The sequence below is a fragment of the Flavobacterium sp. WG21 genome, assembly GCF_000335775.1.
Classification (GTDB): domain Bacteria; phylum Bacteroidota; class Bacteroidia; order Flavobacteriales; family Flavobacteriaceae; genus Flavobacterium; species Flavobacterium tructae.
The window spans coordinates 43,976-67,315 of the sequence record NZ_AMYW01000003.1; the positions used below are offsets into that span (position 1 = coordinate 43,976).

Annotated in this window: 22 protein-coding genes; 7 read left to right on the plus strand and 15 right to left on the minus strand. The window is 35.0% G+C overall.

Annotation, left to right across the window (positions count from 1 at the left end; genetic code table 11):
* Window positions 1–35 precede the first annotated feature (35 nt).
* Window positions 36–728 carry an NAD-dependent deacylase gene (locus tag C245_RS0103220; RefSeq protein WP_017495142.1) on the minus strand — a complete coding sequence of 231 codons (693 nt, stop codon included), beginning with the start codon at window positions 726–728 and terminating at the stop codon, window positions 36–38.
* A gap of 176 nt (window positions 729–904) precedes the next feature.
* Here C245_RS0103220 and cysC point away from each other — a divergent pair, with 176 nt between their 5' ends.
* From cysC to C245_RS0103240, 4 genes are all read left to right on the plus strand, one after another.
* Complete coding sequence (cysC, locus tag C245_RS0103225; protein WP_017495143.1) at window positions 905–1,438, plus strand: adenylyl-sulfate kinase; 534 nt, start codon at window positions 905–907, stop codon at window positions 1,436–1,438.
* A 123-nt stretch (window positions 1,439–1,561) separates the two neighbouring features.
* Complete coding sequence (locus C245_RS0103230) at window positions 1,562–2,242, plus strand: aspartyl/asparaginyl beta-hydroxylase domain-containing protein (protein WP_026109836.1); 681 nt, start codon at window positions 1,562–1,564, stop codon at window positions 2,240–2,242.
* A 13-nt stretch (window positions 2,243–2,255) separates the two neighbouring features.
* Window positions 2,256–3,224, plus strand: a complete 969-nt coding sequence (locus tag C245_RS0103235) for a hypothetical protein (RefSeq protein WP_017495145.1) — start codon at window positions 2,256–2,258, stop codon at window positions 3,222–3,224.
* 65 nt (window positions 3,225–3,289) lie between these two features.
* Entirely contained in the window at window positions 3,290–3,952 is a 663-nt protein-coding gene (locus C245_RS0103240; RefSeq protein ID WP_017495146.1) for an RNA methyltransferase, read from the plus strand.
* 330 nt (window positions 3,953–4,282) lie between these two features.
* Here C245_RS0103240 and C245_RS0103250 read toward each other — a convergent pair whose 3' ends face one another.
* From C245_RS0103250 to C245_RS0103300, 10 genes are all read right to left on the minus strand, one after another.
* Window positions 4,283–5,104, minus strand: coding sequence for a YARHG domain-containing protein (locus C245_RS0103250; protein WP_017495148.1), 822 nt, complete (start codon window positions 5,102–5,104; stop codon window positions 4,283–4,285).
* A 62-nt stretch (window positions 5,105–5,166) separates the two neighbouring features.
* Entirely contained in the window at window positions 5,167–5,835 is a 669-nt protein-coding gene (locus tag C245_RS0103255; RefSeq protein WP_026109838.1) for a DUF2306 domain-containing protein, read from the minus strand.
* A 173-nt stretch (window positions 5,836–6,008) separates the two neighbouring features.
* Window positions 6,009–6,968, minus strand: a complete 960-nt coding sequence (locus tag C245_RS0103260) for a hypothetical protein (protein WP_026109839.1) — start codon at window positions 6,966–6,968, stop codon at window positions 6,009–6,011.
* A gap of 166 nt (window positions 6,969–7,134) precedes the next feature.
* Window positions 7,135–8,175 (minus strand): cytochrome-c peroxidase, encoded by a 1,041-nt coding sequence (locus C245_RS0103270; RefSeq protein WP_017495152.1) that lies wholly within the window; start codon window positions 8,173–8,175, stop codon window positions 7,135–7,137.
* Window positions 8,176–8,403: 228 nt separating this feature from the next.
* Window positions 8,404–9,207 carry an MbnP family protein gene (locus tag C245_RS0103275; RefSeq protein WP_026109841.1) on the minus strand — a complete coding sequence of 268 codons (804 nt, stop codon included), beginning with the start codon at window positions 9,205–9,207 and terminating at the stop codon, window positions 8,404–8,406.
* A gap of 280 nt (window positions 9,208–9,487) precedes the next feature.
* Window positions 9,488–9,832: a hypothetical protein gene (locus tag C245_RS0103280; protein ID WP_051041428.1), complete on the minus strand. Its 345-nt coding sequence runs from the start codon at window positions 9,830–9,832 to the stop codon at window positions 9,488–9,490.
* A gap of 211 nt (window positions 9,833–10,043) precedes the next feature.
* Complete coding sequence (gene secA, locus C245_RS0103285) at window positions 10,044–13,385, minus strand: preprotein translocase subunit SecA (RefSeq protein ID WP_017495155.1); 3,342 nt, start codon at window positions 13,383–13,385, stop codon at window positions 10,044–10,046.
* An 87-nt stretch (window positions 13,386–13,472) separates the two neighbouring features.
* A complete protein-coding gene (locus C245_RS0103290; protein ID WP_007138072.1) occupies window positions 13,473–13,694 on the minus strand; it encodes a DUF2795 domain-containing protein in 222 nt (73 codons plus the stop codon).
* Between the two features lie 186 nt (window positions 13,695–13,880).
* Window positions 13,881–14,450 carry a cob(I)yrinic acid a,c-diamide adenosyltransferase gene (locus tag C245_RS0103295; protein ID WP_017495156.1) on the minus strand — a complete coding sequence of 190 codons (570 nt, stop codon included), beginning with the start codon at window positions 14,448–14,450 and terminating at the stop codon, window positions 13,881–13,883.
* Between the two features lie 70 nt (window positions 14,451–14,520).
* Window positions 14,521–15,225 carry an ABC transporter ATP-binding protein gene (locus tag C245_RS0103300; RefSeq protein ID WP_017495157.1) on the minus strand — a complete coding sequence of 235 codons (705 nt, stop codon included), beginning with the start codon at window positions 15,223–15,225 and terminating at the stop codon, window positions 14,521–14,523.
* A gap of 303 nt (window positions 15,226–15,528) precedes the next feature.
* On the opposite strand from C245_RS0103300, the gene C245_RS0103305 reads away from it, so the two are divergent.
* Window positions 15,529–16,188: a DUF6565 domain-containing protein gene (locus tag C245_RS0103305; protein WP_017495158.1), complete on the plus strand. Its 660-nt coding sequence runs from the start codon at window positions 15,529–15,531 to the stop codon at window positions 16,186–16,188.
* Between the two features lie 78 nt (window positions 16,189–16,266).
* Here the strand turns inward: C245_RS0103305 and C245_RS0103310 are convergent, their stop codons facing one another.
* The 4 genes from C245_RS0103310 to C245_RS0103325 form a co-directional block, all read right to left on the minus strand.
* A complete protein-coding gene (locus tag C245_RS0103310) occupies window positions 16,267–17,118 on the minus strand; it encodes an alpha/beta fold hydrolase (protein ID WP_017495159.1) in 852 nt (283 codons plus the stop codon).
* A gap of 49 nt (window positions 17,119–17,167) precedes the next feature.
* Window positions 17,168–17,950 carry a class I SAM-dependent methyltransferase gene (locus C245_RS0103315; protein ID WP_017495160.1) on the minus strand — a complete coding sequence of 261 codons (783 nt, stop codon included), beginning with the start codon at window positions 17,948–17,950 and terminating at the stop codon, window positions 17,168–17,170.
* A gap of 158 nt (window positions 17,951–18,108) precedes the next feature.
* Window positions 18,109–18,567, minus strand: coding sequence for an FKBP-type peptidyl-prolyl cis-trans isomerase (locus C245_RS0103320; RefSeq protein ID WP_017495161.1), 459 nt, complete (start codon window positions 18,565–18,567; stop codon window positions 18,109–18,111).
* A gap of 161 nt (window positions 18,568–18,728) precedes the next feature.
* The gene (locus C245_RS0103325) at window positions 18,729–20,591 is read right to left on the minus strand and encodes an ABC-F family ATP-binding cassette domain-containing protein (RefSeq protein ID WP_017495162.1); all 1,863 of its coding nucleotides are present in this window, start codon (window positions 20,589–20,591) and stop codon (window positions 18,729–18,731) included.
* A gap of 158 nt (window positions 20,592–20,749) precedes the next feature.
* On the opposite strand from C245_RS0103325, the gene C245_RS0103330 reads away from it, so the two are divergent.
* Together C245_RS0103330 and C245_RS0103335 are read left to right on the plus strand one after the other, a co-directional pair.
* On the plus strand, window positions 20,750–21,892 hold the full coding sequence (locus C245_RS0103330; protein ID WP_017495163.1) for an AraC family transcriptional regulator: 1,143 nt from the start codon (window positions 20,750–20,752) through the stop codon (window positions 21,890–21,892).
* A 60-nt stretch (window positions 21,893–21,952) separates the two neighbouring features.
* A complete protein-coding gene (locus tag C245_RS0103335) occupies window positions 21,953–22,798 on the plus strand; it encodes an alpha/beta fold hydrolase (protein ID WP_017495164.1) in 846 nt (281 codons plus the stop codon).
* Window positions 22,799–23,340: the final 542 nt, after the last annotated feature.

Below are 23,340 nucleotides of genomic sequence, written 5' to 3' on the forward strand. Positions count from 1 at the left end.
GGACCAGGGACTAATAACTAAGTACTAATCAAAAACTAGAGCCCGGATTTTAAGCGATCTCTCAATGCCGCCACACCTTTTGAAGCTACTTCGGCAATTACTTCTACTTTATTACGAAGGTTTGGGATGCTGATTGGATTTGGATCAATATAGAAAACAGGTGTGACAGAAGGCGTGTATGAAATTAATCCTGCCGCCGGATATACTTGTAACGATGTTCCGATAACGGCAAAATAATCGGCGGTTTCGGTAATGTCGATGGCTTCTTCAAGAGCAGGAACATCTTCGCCAAACCATACAATATGAGGACGAAGTTGATGTCCGTTTTGATCCAGATCACCGGTATAGAGGTCTTCTGTCCAGTCTAAAATTAAGTTGCGATTTTGAGTGCTTCGTACCTTTAGTAATTCTCCATGTAAATGCAGGACTTTGGAGCTTCCGGCACGTTCGTGCAGATTGTCTACATTTTGAGTGATGATGTGCACATCAAAATCACGCTCTAATTCAGCTAGAATAGTATGCCCTGAATTGGGTTCTACCTCCTTAAGCTGTTGGCGTCTTTTGTTGTAAAAGTCCAGAACCAATTCCTGATTTTTCCTCCAGCCTTCAGGAGTGGCAACTTCCATCACATCATGACCTTCCCATAAACCATCACTGTCACGAAAAGTTTTGATCCCGCTTTCGGCACTAATTCCGGCTCCGGTTAAAACCACTAATTTTTTTTTCATTGTATTGTAATTAAAGGATAAAAATAGTGATTTCTCCATTTAGTTTCAGAATAGTGGCATTACCATTATAATTTTTTTTGATAGTTTAGATAACCGATAAAAGCGTATTTATACTTATTGTTTCGGTCTTACAAATTATCTAGTTTTAGTGAGCAATAAAAGAAAAGAGTTTTAAAATGATTTTAATACAATTTACGGGATTATCGGGTTCGGGTAAAACAACATTAGCTGAAAATGTTCGACAGCTTTTAATAGAAAAAAAGTATAAAGTCGAGATAATTGATGGTGATGTATATCGGAAAACCATCTGTAAAGATTTGGGGTTTTCTAAAGAAGACCGCTGTGAAAATGTCAGACGTCTTTTTAATGTCGGACGAAATTTTGTTGTATCAGACACGATCGTTTTGATGTCAGTTATAAATCCGTATGAAAACCTGAGAAACGAATTGCGCAATCATGAATTTGTCAGAACCGTATATTTAGATTGTTCGATCGATAATTTAATCGAAAGAGATCCTAAAGGACTGTATAAAAAAGCATTATTATCGGATAATGATCCTGATAAAATAAAGAATTTTACCGGAATAAGCGATATTTTTGAAACTCCGTTACAGCCAGATTTAGTGCTGAAAACCGATATAGAAACCGTTCCCGTTTCGACTCATAAACTGTATCATTTTATTTTAAACAGTTTGCCTGATCTGGTTTGACCTTTTAAAAGTCAGGTTTCCAAATTCTATTTATTTTACTTATTTCTTTGATGATAAAGCGTTTGTAATTTTTTATATTTACAAGCCCCAAAGCATACTGTCTAATTTAATTTTTTAATGCCTATGAACCCTTCTTCGAGTAAACTCTCTGTTTCTTTTTCGATAGATAAACTACAAAAAGACCTTAAAATATGTGAAAATGACCTGTGGACGCCTCACTTTAACACAGGCGACTATAGCGGTAATTGGACAAGTGTATCTTTAAGGTCACAGTCCGGTTTGATAAACGATATTACCTCTTTTGCTAACCAAGAGTATAAAAACACAGAATTACTGGACAGATGTCATTATTTTAAGGAGATCATGGATTGGTTTCAGTGTGAAAAGGAGGCTGTGCGATTATTAAGGCTAGGGCCTCAAAGCGAAATAAAGGAACATACAGATAACGATACCTCATACGAAGAAGGTTTCTTTAGAATTCACGTTCCTATAATTACAAATCCTGAGGTACTTTTTTATGTAGATAAAAAATTGGTTCCGATGAAAGAAGGAGAGTGCTGGTATGCTAATTTTCAGATGCCACACAGTGTAGCGAATAAAAGTTCTGAGGCACGTATTCACCTTACGCTTGATTGTCTGCGAAATGACTGGTCCGATCAATTGTTTGCTGAAATGGGCTTTGATATTCATTATACTCCAAAAAAAGAACCATATTCTGATGAGGTAAAACAAATGATTATTGAAGAACTTTCCCGAAATCCGTCGGCAGCAGGAGCTCAGATTATTGCCGATTTGCAATCATAATAAATACCGAAGAATGGAAAACACAAATCATCCTTTACTAAATTGGATTCCCTATAAGTTAATAGAAAAAGAAAATGAAGTTTATCTGGAATGGCTGTATCTGGCGGATAAAAGATATGTCGATCCTTTTTTTGATGAAACCATTTCGAAATGTAAAAGTCATGCTTATAATTCAACATCATTTAAAATTGTTAGTACGGTAGAAAATTTAGTAGACTGGTCAAACGAATTGGTTTCGGCAGATCTAAAATCACTCGTATTTCATGTGTCCCGATGTGGTTCTACAATGCTGAGTCAATCGCTGGCAACTTCGAAGGAGAATATTATGATTTCGGAAGCACCTCTTATCGATGAAATTTTAAGAAGTCCTAATTTTGGAACAGATAAAAAAAGCGAGCTTTTACAATCGGCTTTGAAATTCTTAGGTCAAATAAGATTTCCGGAACAGAAGAATTTAATTGTAAAATTAGATGCCTGGCATATTTTTAAAGCCGGATATTTAAGATCAATATTTTCCGAACTGCCTTTTGCTTTGCTTTTTAGGAATCCGGGTGAAGTCTTAAAATCGCATCAAAAAATGATGGGGATGCATATGGTTCCCAATTTATTACCACCTGATGTTTTTGGAATCTCTGCTAAAGAAATTAGCGAGATCAGTTTCCAGCAATATGGAGCCTTGGTTTTAGAGAAGTATTTTCAGGGTTTTCTGGATTTTTATGAAACAGATCAGAATGTTGTAAAACTCAATTATAACGATGGTATGAAAAGCGTCATCGAAAAGTTTATATCCTTTATTACTATTGATTACAGTGCCAATGAACTTGAAAAAATGTATGAAAGACTCAACAGACATTCTAAAAATGAAAATACCGTTTTTAAAGGTGATTCGTTCAAAGAAGAACTTCTGGAGGTCGATTTGACATTGGTAAGCAGTTTGCACAAAAAGTTGGAGAATGTTCTTCTGGAGGATGTAACAACTTGAAAATAGTTCTTAATTTTTCTTTCTGTTTTATTTAAAATGTATTTTTGTGGCAAATTAAGATTGAAATGATTGATTTAGATTACCTCGCTTTCCTTGAAAATATATTAACAGACAATCGCAAAGAACGATTTTTGGATGTTCTGGCCAATCGCACCAAACATTTTACAGTTGCTGTAGAAGATGTTTTTCAGATGCACAATACAAGTGCTGTAATGCGCAGCTGTGAGGTTTTCGGGATTCAGGAACTTAACATTATTGAGCAGCGTTTCGGAAAAAGAATCGATAAAGAAATCGCTCTGGGAGCACAAAAATGGGTTGATATCAATCGTTTTGATACCGTAAACGGCTGTATAACTTCTTTGCGAAACCAAGGATATCAAATTATTGCGACAACTCCGCATGAAAACGATTGTTTAATTCAGGATTTCGATATCACAAAACCAAGTGCCTTATTTTTTGGAACTGAAAAAGACGGATTATCTCCTGAAATTATGGAACAAGCAGATGGTTTTCTTAAAATTCCAATGGTAGGTTTTACAGAAAGTTTAAACATTTCCGTTTCGGCAGCCATCATTATTCAAAACCTGACCAACCGATTGCGAAATTCAGATATCAAATGGCAATTGTCAGATGAGGAAATCCTGGAGAAACGTTTACTTTGGGCAAAAAATTCCATCAAAGATATTAAGCGCATCGAAGCCAGATATTATGAGGATAATCCCCGATAAAAAATAGTTAGCCACGAATTCACGAATTTTAGTAAAAATGTATTCTTGAATTCACAGCAAAAAACCTTTGCTCCTCTGAGCCTTTGCCGCTTTGAACCTTTTGAAGATAATAGCAGAAAAAAATAGCCACGAATTCACGAATTTTTAAAAGCATCTGTGAATACGTGGCTAAAAACCTTTGCTCCTGTGAACCTTTGCCGCTTTGAACCTTTTGAAGATAATAGTAGAAAAAGAATAGCCAAGAATTCACGAATTTTTAAAAGCATCTGTGAATACGTGGCTAAAAACCTTTGCTCCTCTGAACCTTTGAAGCTTTGAACCTCTACAAAATCATCTTCCAAAAGAATCATAATTGTCTTCGGCGTATTTTTCAAAGCGTTTTAATAATACAATGTTATCTTTTTCGGTACTGGTTAGTTCATTGTTTACGTTGTCTGAAACAGGAATATACCATTCTACACTATCAAAAAACTGACGAACTGTTTTTGTTTTAAAAGTCAGTCCATGTCTTGCGAAAATGGTGTTTCTTAGAATCTCTAAATCAATTTTTTTTAAATTTTTTAAATCTGATTCTTTTAATTTTTGCGTAGACGAATTTATCGTCATAATACTTTCTGATGCTGCTCTGAATACTGCTTCTATGTAGGTTTCAGCTTCTTCTCCCTCTTCACCTTCTAAATTGGTTACTTGTTCTTCTCTTGGATTTTCATAATCAATATACATTCCGTCTTCCGGAAGCATCACATTAGGATCATACTTAAAATCTTTTTTAATAAGTTCAAATTTCCTTTTAGAGACTTCTTTTTTAGGATTATTGGCTACCCAGATTCCGGTTAAAAGAGTGTCGTTTTTGATCTCGAAATCAAAAACACCGTCATTTTTGTCATCACCAGGTTCTTTAAGTATAAAACGAAGGGTGCTTCCTTTTGTCGTCATTGTACCTGTGAGAGGCCTGCTATTTCCAGCAACAATACTTTGTCCTATAACTTTTGAGGATGTGATTTTTTTGATCACAATATTAATTTTATTGATATAATTTTCTTTTTCAGGTCCTGTGGTATCGCGTTCTAGAATTGTAAAATCACCTACATAAGAGCCATATAAATCGGTTCTGATTTCTTTAGGCAGATCTTTGGTAATGTCTTTTGTCATTTTTTTCTCTTTAGAATTACAGGAAAAAAGTAATATTGACACTAGTAGACAAAAAAGGTTTTTCATTTTTTTAATTGGTTATAAAGATAATACTCAACGATTAATAAATTGGGGATCCAACCCAGCCAAGCAATAATCTGATACAAATCCATTGGTGCGGGATGAAACAAATATACAAGAATAACCTTCCAAAAACGTAATGTTACAGCAGAAAAGGTTAGAGCAAAACTTCGTAACATAAATGCCTTATGTTTTGCAATGTTTTTGTTTTTTATAGCCGTAAAACCTTTGAGTGTGAAGTAAAACCAATAAATTGACAAGGCGACAAAAGAGATCTTAGCGAAAAGTCCACCGTTGGCGAAAAGACCGATAAATAATCCCGACGGGGCACTAAAAAAGAGCACTGTCAAAACATAAAATTTTCCAATACTTCGATGAGTTGCAGGATATTTTTTTAATAAAGTGTCACTGAATTGGAAAAATCCGGTGAGCAAAACAAAAATTGCCGAATATACATGTATGTAAAAGAAAGTAATGTAAAATGGAATTTCAGAAACTTCAGTCTGCTTGATTTGAAGAAATGCAATGTTTTTTTTTAGTGGAACATATTGTAATGTCAGCTGTAACATTAAAACAAAGAAGTAACTAAAAAGGAAAGTCCAAATTAATTGCAATGAAAACCGAAAATTCTTTTTCAATCTTTTTTTTGTAAAGGATTTATTAGCTTCCAAATATAAAAAAATCCCCAATCGTAAAAGCGATTAAGGTTAGCTATTTTCAAAATTCCCTTTAAAAAATTAGCCACATATTCACGAATACTTTTTAGAAAATTCGTGAATACGTGGCTAAAAACCTTTGCTCCTCTGAACCTTTGCAGTTTAGAACCTCAGAGATTTAAAACCTCTTACAAAGTATAATTCAAATTAATACTCCATCTGTAATTGGCTTCCATATTACCATTTGACAGGTTTTGGGTAATTGGCAGCATCGCATTTACACCAATCGAGAATTTGTCTTTTCCCGCTTCAAGACCAAATTTTCCAAACAAAATATCGCCGGCAGTATTGGGTAAATTCAGATTATGTTGTTTATTGGTTTGATAAAGTTCTCCTGCGAGGCCGGCTTGCGGAACAATCTGAATTGATTTTGTATTAAACAAATAAAAGAAAGTGGCAGCATAATTAAATTGGTCACCGTACTGATAATTTTTGTTGTTTTGGGTTTTAAAAATATAATTCAGCGTCGTGTTTAGTCCCAGATTTTTACGTTTTACCACATACTCAGTGGCCAACGGAAAATCCCAGCTCCCGGTTCCCAATTGAAAACTTTGGTTAACACTTCCTGCGTTATTGGCTTCCGTAAATTTTCCGGTCGGAATTTTAACACCACCGCCAAGGTTTATTTTATGCGTAAAAATGGTACTGTCTTTTTGAGTTTCAAAAACCGTATACAAAGCCATTATCGTAATATCACCCAAACCGGCAATACTTTCGGTTCCTGCGGTTAATTGTCTTTCATGAAAATGATATGGAACCAACACTGAAATTTGTACTTTTTCTGTAACTGGTATACGTGCCCATGCCTGAACAGTATTGAAGTTTTCGTCAATCCACGGAGAGTTTGCAAAGATTCCATCACGGCTGGTATAACTTTGTTTGAAATATCTCAACCCCACAAAATTATTGTTCAGCATAGAGCTAAATCCCATGCTTCCGCCACTTGCCGAACAACCACAGGCATCACAATCAAAATCTTCCATCAAAGCCATACGCTGAAAAGTGAAGGCAGAAATACTATCTTTTGAAGTAAAACTAAAAGCTGATAAACCAGTCAAAAGGGTGAACATTACTATTATCTTTTTCATCTTAATTATTTTTAGAAGCTAATCCCGCTTTCGGCTTTATCTTTTCGGGTGAAGAAAAATCACCCAAAAAGGATACCGCCTCTATCGGGGCTAGGACTTCGGTTTTCATTATGTTTTTTGTCGCAGCTTATACATTTCTGTAAAGCAATAAGCTGCGGCTGTATTTTTAAAATTCTGCGAAACGTTTATCGGTTAGATATTCCGTATCGGTCAGTGTTTTCAGGAAAGCTATGATTTGCTTCTTATCGGTTTCGGAAAGTGTGATTCCCAATTTTCCGTTTTGTTTTAATATCGGATCCAGAGTTGGTGAGGATTCGATTCCTCTTGCATAGTGATCCAGAATACCTTCCAGGGTTCCGAATCGTCCGTCGTGCATATAAGGTCCGGAAACTTCTACATTTCGTAAACTGGGCACTTTAAATTTGTAATAATCGCTCGCCAGTTCGGTGACTTTGTATCTTCCGACATCATTTACCATTGGGTTTACAGCCAGACCATTGTTTCGAAACGAATTATCGGTTTGTAAATCAGTAGCATGGCAGGAAGCACATTTTGTTTTGAATAAATCATATCCTGCCAATTCGTCTGCAGTTAAAGTTCCGCCGGCTTCTTTACGTCTGTATTTGTCAAATTTTGAATTAGAAGAAGTGACCATAACCATAAACTGCGAAAGCGCTTTCAGCATGTTTTCGGTTGAGATTTCTTTGTCAGTAAAAGCCTGTCCAAATAACTTTTGGTATTCCTTGTCGGCTTTCATCATTTTTAGAATGGCATTCAGATTCCCATTCATTTCTATAATACTCGTCAACGGAATTATAGGCTGCAGGTCCAAATGATCCGCAGAACCATCGTACATAAATACAGACTGGTAAGCCAGATTTTGAATTGGTGGTGTATTTCGTGTTCCCTGAGCATCGTTTACACCATGACTAACCGTGTGTCCGTGATGAGTAAAGGCATTAGCCTGTATGTGACAAAAGCCACAGGAAACAACTCCGTCTGACGCTAAACGTCCGTCATAGAATAGTTTTTTGCCCAGTTCGAATCCTTTTACCGTTGGAGGATTCTGAGCAATATTGTACGCTAAAGCGGGGAAATTAGAAGGGACTTTAAATTCTAAAGGAATATTTACATATTCTTCTTCCTCATTCGAACAGCTCCATACTAGCGGGATCAATAGCCAAAGAAAGTATTTTATTTTCAGCATGATTTTTTGGGTGTAAAAAGAGTAAAGAGCATTTCTTATTACGACTTGCGCGAGTTAGCACAAAGTAGAACAAACTAAATTTTACCGGGATTACTCTTTGATTTGCAGAAGTACCTCTATTTTTTCCGTTACCAATATGCTCTTGTGTCCATTTTAGCGGACACAAAAGATACGGTATAGTGGATTGTTTAGGTTTTGCCTAAAGGTTTGTACTTCTTAAAAAATAAATTAATCGTTGTGTACGTGGTCTACTCTAAACATTGTTGAAATGTTTTGAGTGATTAATGGCAGTTTTGCGCCACCCATAATCATGGCACCCATACCTCCCATATTATTATCGGAAAGTTTGATTTTGTTTTGACCGTCAATTATTTTAGAAAGATCTGTTATGATATGAACAGCAGGGGTAATGTTAGAACGAACTAAAGCTTTTGTTGGAAAATCTACAGTTACCTCAGTGTAGTTGTAATCTGTTCCTGTTTTTCCGGTGTGAATCATAAATGGGGTAGCAGTCGTAACAGTCGATGAGGTAAAAGTACCTTCGAAAGCAAGAAATTTATATCCGGCAGCCCATGACCACATCATACCGGCAGCGTCTGCCTGTGCAAGAAAATCTCCCTGACCTGCAGCACCCAGTTTCCACTGCGCTTCGTCAACTCCGATTCCGAATTTTACTTTCACATAATCACCTGCAGGAACGTCTGTTAGTTTAAATTGCTGACCGGCAGCAGTAGATTCGTCAGCAATAAAATAGCTTTTGCTTTTTGGATAGGTAAAAGTCGTTCCGTCTGCTTTTGTGAAAACAACATTGCTCACGATATACTTTACAAGGTTGATTTTTAGTACTTCATTGTTTGAAGTTATATTGCCTTGTGTGTTTAAAATAAGATCGTTTGCACCATAAGCATTGTCAAATTTTAAAGTGATGTTTCCATTTCCTGAAACAGTTTCGTTATTGTCGTCGTTTGAACAGGAAAATAAAGATATAGATAGTGCTACAATAGCAAGGGCTTTGTATAAAGTATTTTTCATTTTAAGAATTTTATATAATTGTAATTTTAAATTTTTGGGTGTGCGCAAGCACATTTTCATTGTTTTTTTAGGCACAATGAAAGATCATTTCAATTGGTAATGAAACGGGATTTAAAAAATTATATGACTGTCCTCAATGCGCACCAAGAGTACTTTTTCACCACTGATTTTGCAGATTTACATAGATTTTATACACAATTAATAAAGAAATCTGTGGGAATCATTCTAATCTGTGGCTAATTTTACCAGTTTGGTATTAGTCACGAATAGTCATAAAAAATTATATAAAATAGGAGGGAGGATGAAAAGTAGTAATAGAAACCGAAATAGGTTTTTCATCTAAAGAAGCATAGATTTTTGCTTTAGATTCTATTGGTGCTACTAATTTAAAATCGGCTGTGGTTGTATTTTGAATGTAAACGATCTCTGATTTTTCTTTCAGGTTGTTTTGCATTTTCTTTTCGTTGTCGGCGTATTTTTTTAAACTTTTCTGAAGTTCGCATCGACCGTTACAGGTGTTAAAAACTAATTTACGTTGCACACAAATCGTTTTTACTATTTCGTCCTGATTTAATTTGAAAGAGGTATAAACAACAAAACTGCCGAATGAGGGCACTAGGAGCATACAGGAAAGAAATATGGTAAATAACTTCTTCAAGAGTAGATTTCGTTGTTTCGAATGCAAAAATACACTATAATCGTTTTTTGAACGAACAAATACTGGTTTTTTTTCAAAAAAAATATCCGCAGGTACTTTTGTACTTGCGGATATTTTAAAAACAACAAACCCGACAGGTTTCAAAAACCTGTCGGGTTTACTTAATTAAAAGTCTTTATTATTTAACGATAACCCATTCGCCTGAGGCTACTAAAGATTCCGCTTTTTTAAATTTCATTGTTTCTGTTTTGCCGGTTGCAACTTCCTGAACGGTTACAGTATCATTACGGTTAATTTTTGGCATGTCTCTTACAATCGTTTCAGTAACCTGACGCTGTTGTGTTTCTCCGGCTTCACGGTTGATTTCTTCGCTGTTTACGATTTCGTCTTTGCTTAATTTGAAGTTTTCTTTTTGACGTACTTCTTTAGCTTCGTGAATTTCAGGAACGTTTTGAGCCGGTAAATCACCTTTGAACAAGAATGAGATCACTTCTCTGTTAACGTTGTCTAACATTCCTCTGAACAAATTGAAAGCTTCTAATTTGTAAATAAGCAATGGATCTTTTTGCTCGTGAACGGCCAATTGAACTGATTGTTTCAATTCGTCCATTTTGCGTAAGTGTTTTTTCCAGGCCTCATCAACGATAGAAAGAGTAATATTTTTCTCGAAATCGGCAATTAACTGAGCTCCTTCGCTGTCGTATGCTTTTTTCAAATCAGTTACCACATTCAGTGTTTTGATACCGTCTGTAAACGGAACTACGATACGCTCAAAATGATTGTTTGGCTCTTCGTAAACTCCTTTAATGATTGGGAAAGCTTCTCTGGCGCTTCTTTCTGTTTTTTCAGTATAGAAAGCCAAAGTCTCTTTGTATATTTTTCCTGTAATTTCGATGTCTGATAATTTCGTAAAATCAGCTTCAGAAATTGGAGAAGTGATAGAGAAATAACGGATCAGATCAAATTCGAAAGTTTTGAAATCATTAGCTGCTTTATTCTGACTTACGATTAGTTCACAAGTATCGTAAAGCATGTTTGCGATATCCAGTTTCAAACGCTCACCAAACAAAGCATGACGACGACGTTTGTATACTACTTCACGTTGAGAGTTCATTACGTCATCATATTCTAATAAACGTTTACGAACACCAAAGTTATTTTCTTCTACTTTTTTCTGTGCACGCTCGATAGATTTCGTCATCATAGAATGCTGAATTACTTCACCTTCCTGAAGTCCCATTCTGTCCATCACTTTAGCGACTCTTTCAGAACCAAATAAACGCATTAGGTTGTCTTCAAGTGAAACATAAAACTGAGAACTTCCCGGATCTCCCTGACGTCCTGCACGACCACGTAACTGTCTGTCTACACGACGAGAGTCATGACGCTCTGTACCCACGATTGCTAAACCTCCGGCAGCTTTTACTTCAGGTGTTAATTTAATATCGGTACCACGACCAGCCATGTTGGTTGCAATCGTTACTACTCCGGCTTTACCCGCTTCTTCTACAATTTGTGCCTCTTGTTTGTGCATTTTAGCATTCAAAACGTTGTGTGTAACGCCTCTCATTTTCAACATACGGCTTAATAACTCTGAAATCTCTACAGAAGTTGTTCCAATAAGAACAGGTCTTCCTGCATTTGATAATTCAGTAACGTCTTCAATTACAGCATTGAATTTTTCACGTGTTGTTTTGTAGATATAATCTTCTTTATCTTGTCTCGCAATCGGACGGTTGGTTGGAATTTCAACAACGTCTAATTTGTAAATCTGCCATAACTCGCCAGCTTCTGTAACAGCTGTACCGGTCATACCACCTAGTTTACTGTACATTCTAAAATAATTCTGTAATGTAACAGTTGCAAAAGTTTGTGTAGCAGCTTCGATTTTTACATTTTCTTTAGCTTCAATCGCCTGGTGTAAACCATCAGAATAACGACGGCCATCCATGATACGGCCAGTTTGCTCATCGACAATCATAATTTTGTTGTCCATGATTACGTATTCTACATCTTTTTCAAAAAGAGCGTAGGCTTTTAAAAGTTGAGTAAGAGTGTGGATACGCTCGCTTTTTACTCCAAAATCCTGGAATAATCTTTCTTTCGCTTCTGCTTCACCATCTTTGTCTAGTTTTTGCTTTTCAATAGCGGCAATTTCAGTTCCGATATCCGGAAGTACGAAAAAGTCCGGATCAGTATCTCCTGAAAGGTATTGGATACCATTATCCGTCAATTCAACCTGATTGTTTTTTTCTTCAATTACAAAATACAAAGCTTCATCCACTTTATGCATTTCGCGATTGTTGTCCTGCATGTATTGATTTTCGGTTTTTTGAAGCAATTGTTTGATTCCTTCTTCACTCAAAAATTTAATTAATGCTTTATTTTTAGGTAAACTTCTGTAAGCTCTTAACAATAAGAATCCACCTTCTTTAGTGTTTCCTTCTTTGATTAATTTTTTTGCTTCTGCTAAGAAACCGTTTGCCAACTGACGTTGTTGTGCTACTAAGTTTTCGATTTTTGGTTTCAGTTCATTAAATTCATGACGGTCTCCCTGAGGTACCGGTCCTGAAATAATAAGTGGTGTTCTTGCGTCATCAATCAATACAGAATCGACCTCATCGACAATAGCATAGTTGTGTTTTCTTTGTACTAAATCGCTTGGCGAATGTGCCATGTTATCTCTTAAATAGTCAAAACCAAATTCGTTATTGGTTCCGTAAGTGATATCGGCGTCGTATGCTTTCTTTCTTTGTTCTGTACTTGGCTGGTGATTATCGATACAATCAACAGTTAAACCATGGAATTCAAATAAAGGTGCTTTCCATGTACTATCACGTTTGGCAAGGTAATCATTCACGGTTACTAAGTGAACTCCGTTTCCGGTCAAAGCATTTAAGTATAATGGAAGTGTCGCTACTAAAGTTTTACCTTCCCCTGTTTGCATCTCGGCAACTTTACCTTCGTGCAACACCATACCACCAATTAACTGAACATCATAGTGAATCATGTCCCAGGTGATGTCTTTTCCGGCAGCATTCCATTTGTTAGCCCAGACAGATTTTTCGCCATCTATAACAACGTATGGTTTTGTTGCCGAAAATTCGCGGTCTTTTGCAGTTGCGGTAACTTCAATATGAGAATTTTCTTTGAAACGACGAGCCGTTTCTTTTACTACAGAGAAAGCTTCAGGAAGGATTTCCAATAGAGTTTTTTCTGAGATTTCGTAAGCTTCTTTTTCAAGAGTATCAATCGCATCATAAAGATCTTCTCTTTTGTCGATGTCTTCGATGTTTTCTACTTCTGCTTTAAGCGAAGCAATTTTAGCATCTTTATCAGCTCTGGCTTCTTTTATTCTTTCCTTAAAAAATACAGTTCTAGCCCTTAATTCGTCGTGAGACAAACTCATTAAGCTGGTTTCGAATGTTTTAATTTTGTTTAAGTAAGGCTGTAAAGCTTTGACATCTTTCTGTGATTTATCACCTACAAAGACTTTAATAATACTGTTTATGAAACTCATGATTTATTGTATTTCTATTTTATGTAAATGTGTATTTGAACCAAAAAAAAAGCCTCGGTGATGAGACTTTTTCCTTTGGTTTATTTTTTAATATTCATCCTCATTCCAAAGATAATCTTCGTCTGTTGGATAATCAGGCCAAATTTCTTCCATTGATTCATATATCTCGCCTTCGTCTTCAATCGACTGAAGGTTTTCTACTACTTCTAATGGAGCACCAGCTCTAATAGCGTAGTCAATAAGTTCATCTTTGTTAGCAGGCCATGGCGCATCACTTAAATAAGATGCTAATTCTAATGTCCAATACATCTGTTATCTGTTTAGTTTTGTGCAAAAATAAATTTTTTACTGAAAAAGACAAGTAAAATTTAATTTATTTTAATAAAATTTAAGAACGTCATCTTTAAACTCCAAAAATCAAACTCCAAATACCAAAAAATGGTGATGAAATTTTGTTGGAATTTGGGATTTGAAAAATTGTAATTTCCAGAAAATTTATTTTCTGGGGATCCATTTTACTTCATCCGCGTTTAGATCTGAGGACAACTTCCGTGCCAAGACAAAAAGGTAGTCAGAAAGTCGGTTTAAGTATCGAATTGCGATTTCAGGAACAGCTTCATTATGGCTTAAATGTACTGCCAAACGCTCGGCGCGACGGCAAATACAACGTGCTATATGACAATGTGACACAGTAGGATGTCCTCCGGGTAAAACAAAATGAGTCATTTGTGGAAGACTTTCTTCCATTTGATCAATTTCATTCTCTAATAATTCGATATCTGTGTCGATAATTCCAAGGTTTTTTAGACGAAGTTCTCCATTTTTAAGAACCTCTTTTTCTGCCGGAGTAGCCAAAATGGCACCAACGGTAAACAAACGATCCTGAATTTCAATTAAAATAGTTGTATAATGCACATCCATTTCCTGATCGCGAATAAGCCCTATATAAGAGTTTAGTTCGTCTACAGTACCGTAACTGTCAATTCGGATATGGTCTTTAGGAACACGGTCACCGCCAAACAGAGCAGTAGTTCCTTTGTCTCCTGTTTTTGTATATACTTTCATTTTTTTTTAAAGATGCTAAGGTTCTAAGGTGCAAAGGTTCAAAGTTTTTTCTTTGCGATTAAACGATTAATCAACTAAACGATTTTACTTCTTTTTGGGTGTCACTTTCAATTAATCCGTCTCGTAGTCGGATCACGCGATGTGCATAGGCTGCAATGTCTTCCTCGTGTGTTACCAGGATTACGGTATTTCCCTGTTCGTGAATGTCGCCAAAAAGTTTCATGATCTCCACAGAAGTTTTACTGTCTAAGTTTCCGGTTGGCTCATCGGCAAGAATAATAGAGGGTTTATTGACCAAAGCTCGTGCTATGGCAACACGTTGACGCTGTCCTCCTGATAGCTGGTTGGGCTGATGATCCATTCGGTCGGCAAGATTTACCTGCTTTAAAACTTCTTCGGCTCTTTTAACACGTTCTGTTTTGGAGTAACCGGCATAGATCATAGGCAATGCAACATTGTCTAAGGCTGTAGTTCTCGGCAGCAGATTGAAGGTCTGAAATACAAAACCAATTTCTTTGTTTCGAATTTCGGCCAGCTCATCATCACGCATTTGACTGACATCTTTTCCGTTCAGTACGTATTGTCCGGAAGTTGGCGTATCCAAACAACCCAGTAAATTCATTAAAGTTGATTTTCCGGATCCGGATGGGCCCATTAAAGCCACATATTCCCCTTTGTTGATTTGCAGGTCGATTCCCTTTAAAACATAAACAATTTCATTACCCAGAACGAAATCTCGTTTGATGTTGGTTATTTTAATTAATGGATTTGCCATTTCGATTTACAATTTTGGATTTAAATGTACAAAAGACTTTTCAATAAAAGTATGAGTAGTCGAGATTTGGTTTTTGTTACAAATTGTCTTTTGTTTTTTGTTCATCTGAAAATAATCAAAAAACATATCTTTTTTAGACAGAAGAGCGTTATGTTATTTTTGATAAATTTTGCATAATTAACATTAAATCTTGTGTTTTATAGTTTTAGTATGTTTTTAATATTTAAAAGATGATAATTGTGTAATTTTTTATAGCAGGTTTTAGGTAGATTTGTTAAGATAGTAACTAAAACAACTGAGATTATGAAAAATATATCATTATTATCCGGAATTGCGGTAATCGCATTAGGTTTTGTATCCTGTAAAGATGAAAAACAAGAACAGGCCGAAAAAACAATCGATTCTTATGTTGCCTATGTCGACTCTGTTAAAAATGTTAAGGCTGATGATTTAAAGGCTGATTGGAAAGCGGTTGAAGCCGAGTATGAAAAAAGAGCTGCGAACGCTCAACTGGCACTTGCTGATATTAAAGAAAATAATGCCGCGACAGAGAAAATAAATACGAGTAAGATCAAATACGAAGAATTTAGAAATAATATGGTGACTATTCTTGCTCCTCCGGCCCCAAGTCCAAAACAGCAATTGCGTAATGCTTTATTTGGTGAAGGAAAGATTGGAGAAGATATGAGTTTTGCCTGGGTGAATGCTAAAAACATTCATAGTGTTTACCAACAGTTTGTGCATACGGTAGAAAAAAATAAAGACAGTTACTCCCGTGAAGACTGGGACGAAATTAAATTGATGTATGAAGCACTTGACAGCCGAAAAAATACAGTAGAAAAAGAAGGCTTAACAGGCGAAGACAATCGTAAAATTGCCGGTCTGAAATTAAAATTTGCGCCAATGTATACTTTAAACAGAATGGGGGCGAAGTCTGAAGAAACGGCAGCGGCTAAGAAGTAAGTTTTAAAATTTTGAATTAGTAAAAAAATGGCAGCCAGAAAAGGTTGCCATTTTTGTATCTACTATTTTGTAAATTATTTAGGATTGAAATCTTTTTAAATCTTCTAAAAAAATGGACCAGATAGTATCTTTAAACTGACTTCTGAAAAAACCAAAATGGCCTATGTCTTTTACGCCAAATTCTTCTGCTTTTAAATGAATTCTGCTTACTTTAGATTTTTTAAATTTGGAAGCAATCCAATCAATTGCCGATACAGTGGCATAAAAATCATTGTCGATACTATAAGATTTAATGCTGCAGTTTATTTTATCGTAATGTTCTTTTGCATCTTCGATACAGTCAAAATGATAGTTGGGTTTCTTGCACCATTTGGCCCATTCAATCGCCATTCCTTTTGGCAAATCTTCCATTCGGGTGAAGTGACTGGAAGGGAGATAATTGAAGATTTTAGTAAAAGACGGTATAATTGCATACCACAAAAACTGCATTTTTAATCGGTCAAATCCTTTCCAGTGTATCCAGCTTCCGGATTGTGAGGCCACCATTACAATACCATCAAATAAATTATTGGAAGGAACTAAACCTATTAGCTGACCGCCGATACTATGGGTGATCACAAATAATTTACTGTGAGGATTTTTCTCTTTGACGTATTGGACTACCGTTTCGAAATCATTTTTGGCCCAATCCGAAGCAGTTGTTTTAAATTTAGAAAGCGGTGCGGACTTTGAGTCGCCAATTCCGCCATAATCAAAAGTAAAAACAGAATAATGATTTTGGGAAAGATACGTTGCGAAATTGTAATAATAATTTTGTTTAACACCGGTTGCCGAAGCTATAATCACACAATTGTCGCTCGGAGCCGTGGACTTAAATTCTGTTACAGCTATAGGGTATTGTAAAGGGGTGTTGATTTTTATTGCATTCATAAATGTATAAGTATAGAATGTAATAAAAGTATCATTTTAAAGTCATTTGTCAAACGCGAATCACAAAATGTTCTTTTTCCTGTTCGTATCTAAAAAATACAAATCCCCATTGAAAAGTATCTATAGTAACTTTTACTTTTGGATGATTTTGGATGATTCCCCAGGCTTCTTCCATTTCTTCTGACCAGTGAATGTCGTCAAAGATCCAAACAGAATCGTTGTTGATTGTTGGCAATAAAAGATTGAAATATTCGAGAGTTGCTTTTTTGGAATGATTACCGTCGAAGTAAATTAAGTCCCAATCACAGATATTTGCTGAACCTTCTTTTAAGAATTTGCCAAATTCTGAATTTACAAAATCAAAGTTAAAATCTGGAAATTGTTGATTAAATAAATTTTCCGCGACTGATTGTGTATTTTGACAACCTTCAAGGCTAAGCAAAAAAGATTCTTTACTTCCCAATGTAATAGCTGAACTCGCTAATCCTAATGATGTTCCAATTTCTAAAACATTTTTAGGCTGAAAATAATTGGTCACACGAAATAACAATTCGGCCCGTTTTGGAGAGATTCCGGCTGTTTGGGCAATTTTTGAAATTTGCCTGCTGCTGGATTTAAAAACTTTTGAACCCGCTCCAAAATCGGTTACTTCGATGAAGTTTTTATTTTCTAAAAGTGATTTTCGATATTTTTTTAGAATTAAATATTCCGGTTTTGGTTTCCTGTCGTAAAAACATTTCGTCAATAGATGGAATACAAACGGAGAATGAACAGCATGCTCGTTTTTAGAGTTCCAAAGAAATTTGAGATATGATTTTATTGTATGTAGCATTTTTTTGTTTTGCAGAGATTCACAGAGAAATGCAAAGATTCACAAAAAAAACTTTTTTAAGCTCGCTTTTTTGCGAATCTCTGTGTAATTGTTTGAGTATTTGATTCTAAATTAAAGTAGTTAATTGATCTTTATAGAATCATTTTGTCAATTGAAATTTATTTGTTTACCTTGATTAATTTAACATCAAAAATAAGTACTGAGCCTCCGGGGATTTTTTTATTTCCTTTGCTGCCATAGCCCAAATGCGAAGGAACAAGAAGAATTCCGCTTCCACCGGTTTTAAAATAAGGAATGCCTTCTGTCCAGCCTTTTACAACTTCATCTAAATAGAACGAAATTCCATCTGAATTACTTTGATCGAATACCGTTCCATTGGTAAAAGAGCCTCTGTAAGCTACGGTTACATTAGATTTTGCCGTTGGCTGAGTTCCGGTTCCCGGAACATCAATAACATAGTAAAGTCCTGTGCTGGTTCTTTGTGCTGTTAGTTTATTTTTGGCAATATAATCCGTAATTTCTTTTTCGTTTTGAGCGGTGTAATCCTTTTCTTTTTCATCTTTTGAACAAGAAATAAAAAGCATTACAGCAAGTAGTGAAGTTAAAAGGTATTTCATAGAAAAATAATGTAATATGGGGTTAATAAAGTCGCTAATATAAAAAATACTATGTTTTTTTTTGTTACACAGAGATTCGCAAAGAAAAACAAAGATTCACAAAAGAAAAATAAAGCTTGGTGTAGCTCTGCGTTTCTTCTTTGTGAATCTTTGCGGAATAACTATCCCTCAATCTTAGCCGAAAGCTCGAACCAACGTTCTTCTTTCTGATCTATTTTGTTGATGATGTTTTGTAATTCGTTTGCCTTTTTCTCGATATCAGCATCGGCAACTTTTCCGTCAGAGAATAATTGTTCGATTTTAGTCTTTTCGATTTCTAAATCTTTGATTTCTCTTTCCAGTTTCTGATATTCTTTTTGCTCGTTGAAACTTAGATTTCCGGTTGGATTGTTTTGCTTCCAGTCTTTCTTTTCGGCTTTGTTTTCTTCTTTTTGAGCCACATCGGCACTGTCTTCGTAAGCTCTGAAATCAGAGTAGTTTCCGGGGAAATTTTCGATTTCACCCTGTCCTCTGAAAACAAATAAATGATCGACAATTTTATCCATGAAATAACGGTCGTGCGAAACTACCAGTAAACATCCCGGATAATCCAATAGAAAGCTTTCTAAGACGTTTAGCGTCACAATATCTAAATCGTTTGTAGGCTCATCTAAAATTAAAAAGTTAGGATTCTGAATCAGAACGGTACATAAATACAAACGTTTTAACTCTCCACCACTTAATTTGTCAACGTAATCATATTGTTTTTTGGCGTCAAAAAGAAAACGCTCTAATAATTGTGAAGCCGATATAATTTTGCCTTTGGCTAACGGAATATACTCTCCGTATTCTTTAATAATATCGATAACTCTTTGTCCCGGTTTCGGATTGATTCCGCTTTGCGTGTAATAACCAATTTTGATGGTGTCGCCTTTTACAACGCGCCCACTGTCTGGTGGGATCGTTCCCGTAAGAAGGTTTAGAAAAGTAGATTTTCCGGTTCCGTTTTTACCAATAATTCCAATTCTCTCGCCACGCTGAAAATCAAAACTGAAATGATCGAGTATAACTTTGTCTTTGAATTTTTTAGAAAGTTTGTGAAGCTCAATAATTTTGCTTCCCATACGTTCCATATTAATTTCAAGTTCTACTTTATTTTCTTTACGACGGCTTTGTGCCTTTTCTTTGATCACGTAAAAGTCGTCCTGACGGGATTTCGACTTTGTAGTTCTTGCCTTAGGCTGACGGCGCATCCATTCTAATTCTTTAACGAATAAGTTTTTGGCCTTGTCAACACTGGCATTTTCAGAAGTAATACGTTCCTCTTTTTTCTCTAAATAGTAAGAGTAATTTCCTTTGTATTGGTATAATTTCCCATTATCAAGTTCGATAATTTCGTTACAAACACGCTCTAAAAAGAAACGGTCGTGTGTTACCATAAAAAGGGTAATGTTTTCTTTGGCAAAATAACTTTCCAACCATTCGATCATTTCTAAATCAAGGTGGTTGGTTGGCTCATCCAGAATTAATAAATCCGGACGATTGATCAAAATGATCGCCAGTGAAAGACGTTTTTTTTGTCCACCCGAAAGATTTTTTACTTTCAGTTTAAAATCCTCCAGTTTTAGCTTGAATAAAATCTGCTTGTATTGTGTTTCAAAATCCCAGGCATTGTGCTGATCCATTCCGTCAAAAGCTTTTTGGTAAGCTTCTTCATCATTTGGGTTCTCTAATGCTTTTTCATAAGCCTCAATAATCTTAAGCGTCTCATTATCGGAAGCAAAAATGCTTTCTTCGATAGTCAATTCGTCCTGCAGGTTATTGTCCTGAGAAAGAAAAGCCATTCGGATGCCTTTTCTTAGAACTACCTGTCCTGTATCGGGTTCGTCCAAACCATTGATAATACTCATAATGGTCGTTTTTCCGGAACCATTTTTTGCGATGAAGGCAATTTTTTGATCTTTATTGATTCCAAAAGAGATGTTTTCGAATAAGGTTTTTTCGCCAAATGATTTGGATATGTTTTCTACAGATAGGTAATTCACTTTGTATATTGTAAGTTATAAATTATGAGTTATGAGTATTTTAGAAAACATAACTTTTTGCAAAAGTAAACTTTTATCTTACGATTTGCGAATTGTTAATCTTATTTAAGTTGAGTAAGACAAACTTAATTACTTAGATTTGTGATCAAAATTGTTTTATGTACTCGATATTCAATGCAATAATTTGCGGTGCAGCATTTTTACTGACATTTATAATATTTGTAAATCAAAATAAGATCAATGTAAAAGCCAATCGCTGGTTTGGATCTTTTATGGGCTGTATTTTTTTAATCGTACTTGAAAATGTTATTGTAGACGGCAAAATACTCAGAGAAGATGATATTCTGAATCAATTAATAAACATCTCCAGTTTTGTTGTTGCTCCGGTATTTTATCTAAGTGTGAGCTATTATATCGAGCCCGTTAGAAAATGGAAAGCAATTGATTATTTACATTTTAGTTTCGCTTTCCTGGTCTTTATTCTTCTTATGAGTTCCTGGGTAATAGACGACAACCATAAACCCGAAGATATAAGTCCGGAAATTGTACAGAAAACCATAGCCATATTTAATTTTATTTTCAGCCTGTACGTTTTTATTTATTGTTTTTTGGCTTATCAAAAAATTGTTAAACATGAAAAAACGATTAAACTTTTAAATTCTACTTCTGAGAATCTGGATTTAAAATGGCTGAAAAATATTATTGTCGGCGTTATTTTTATCACGATTTTTTGGATTCTGGATATTGTGTTTCAAATTTCGGAGGGAAACGAAACTTTTGATATTCTAACAAGTTTGATTTATTTTTTAAGTATTCTTTACATCACGTATTACTGGCAGAAGCAAAAAGAAATTTTTCCTTATTCATTAAAAGAGAAAGAAGAAATAGAAAATATTATTGTTGAAACTTCTCTTCCGGAAAGCAAAAGAAAACAATTATTGACTCCTGAAGAATTGGAAGAACAAAAAAGCAGGTTGTTACAATTAATGAATACCGAAAAACCTTTTTTAGATTTTGATTTGAGCTTGGTAAAATTGGCTTCTTCTATGAATGTATCGACACATGTTCTTTCCTATGTAATCAATAACGGATGCAATGAAAATTTCTATCAATTTGTAAACAGATATAGAATTGAAGAAGCAAAAAAACTTATGGCCAATTCTGAAATGGATCATTTAAGTTTACTTGGGATTGGATTTTCTGTAGGGTTTAATTCAAAAACTGTTTTTAATACCACATTTAAAAAACTGACCGGACAAACCCCCTCAGAATATAAGAAACAAATAGGTTCTGCTTTATAAACCCGAACGACCAGCCTTTGTTTTTATGAGATTTTTGCTGAAAATTTTAATCTTAAAGAAATGAAATCAGCAAAAAACGGTATCGTAAAAATGGGTCTAAGTTTATTCTTTGTATTTACTTCCTGCGAGAAAGACAGTGACACTTTAAAGAATGACAAGGAAACAATAAAAGAAACAAAAGTCGATTTAGGAACTCATAAAGTAATGACTTATTCCATTATTCATAACACAAAATATTTGATTGTTTTTGAATCCGGACTTGGAGACGGACATTCGGTTTGGGACGAAAAAAAAATACCTGCACAATTAAACGCCAAATTAGATATTGTAAGTTATGACAGAGCCGGTTATGGGAAATCTGATAAAGATTCAAAACCAAGAAATATAAACCAATTAAGAAGTGAACTCGAAACTGTAATTAATAATTTTTCGAATGGTAGAAAAGTTATTCTTGTCGGACATTCGCTTGGTGGAATGATTATTAGAGATTATGCTGTTAAAAATCCTTCTAAAGTTGCCGGATTATTATTTATAGATCCATCACACGAATATTACAATCAGCCTACGCAAGAGGAGGAGGATATGCTTTATAATCTTTTTAAGACCAATTTTGGAGAAAATTTTGGAGGAACACTCGAGGCCAGAGAAATAATAGAAGATTCTCAATATATGGCGACACTTCCACATTTGCCAAATATTCCTGTAATTGTAATTTCGAGCTTAAAAGTCGATGCCTCTACTTCTGAATCAGATAAACAAAAATGGTTTAAGGCGCATGAATTATTAAAAGACGGAGTTTCTGATTTTACACACGTTTCGACTACAAAATCCGGACATTACATTATGTACGATGAGCCAAATTTGGTAATCGATAATTTTAATTTGCTATTGTCTAAAATTAAATAAAAAGGTTTTGCGGGATTTGGTTTGATACAAAATCAAATCTCGTAAAAGTTTTATTGGTCTCAAAGTTGGGTTTAAAACGCATAGTACCTGATAGTAATGCGAAAGAATATAATGTATTTCATCGAAAAAAATGGACTAAAAATGGACTAATTTTTACAGATGTAATTGTTGAAATTAGATATATTTTAATCATTTTATAACCAAGTATCCGTTAATCCTGCAGCTCAGGATCAACGGATATTTGCATTAATGAGGCATGAGTAAATTTTTTAATTATGGATACTGATATCTTCACTAATAGGAACCATCTGAGTACTCAAATAAATAGAGAGGCACTAAGTAAAACCAATTTATATGTTAAATCATTTTTTTTTGATAGCATACCCCACAGGTTTTATAAATATTCTGTTTCATCATAGTTATGTGTTAAAAGAGACCAATTATTACATCAAAAGACCAAGTAATACATTTAAATAAGAATCAAGTTTTTGTGTAGCTAAATTCGTTCTTTTTTGAAGGTGTATTTAAGTGTTATTATTTAT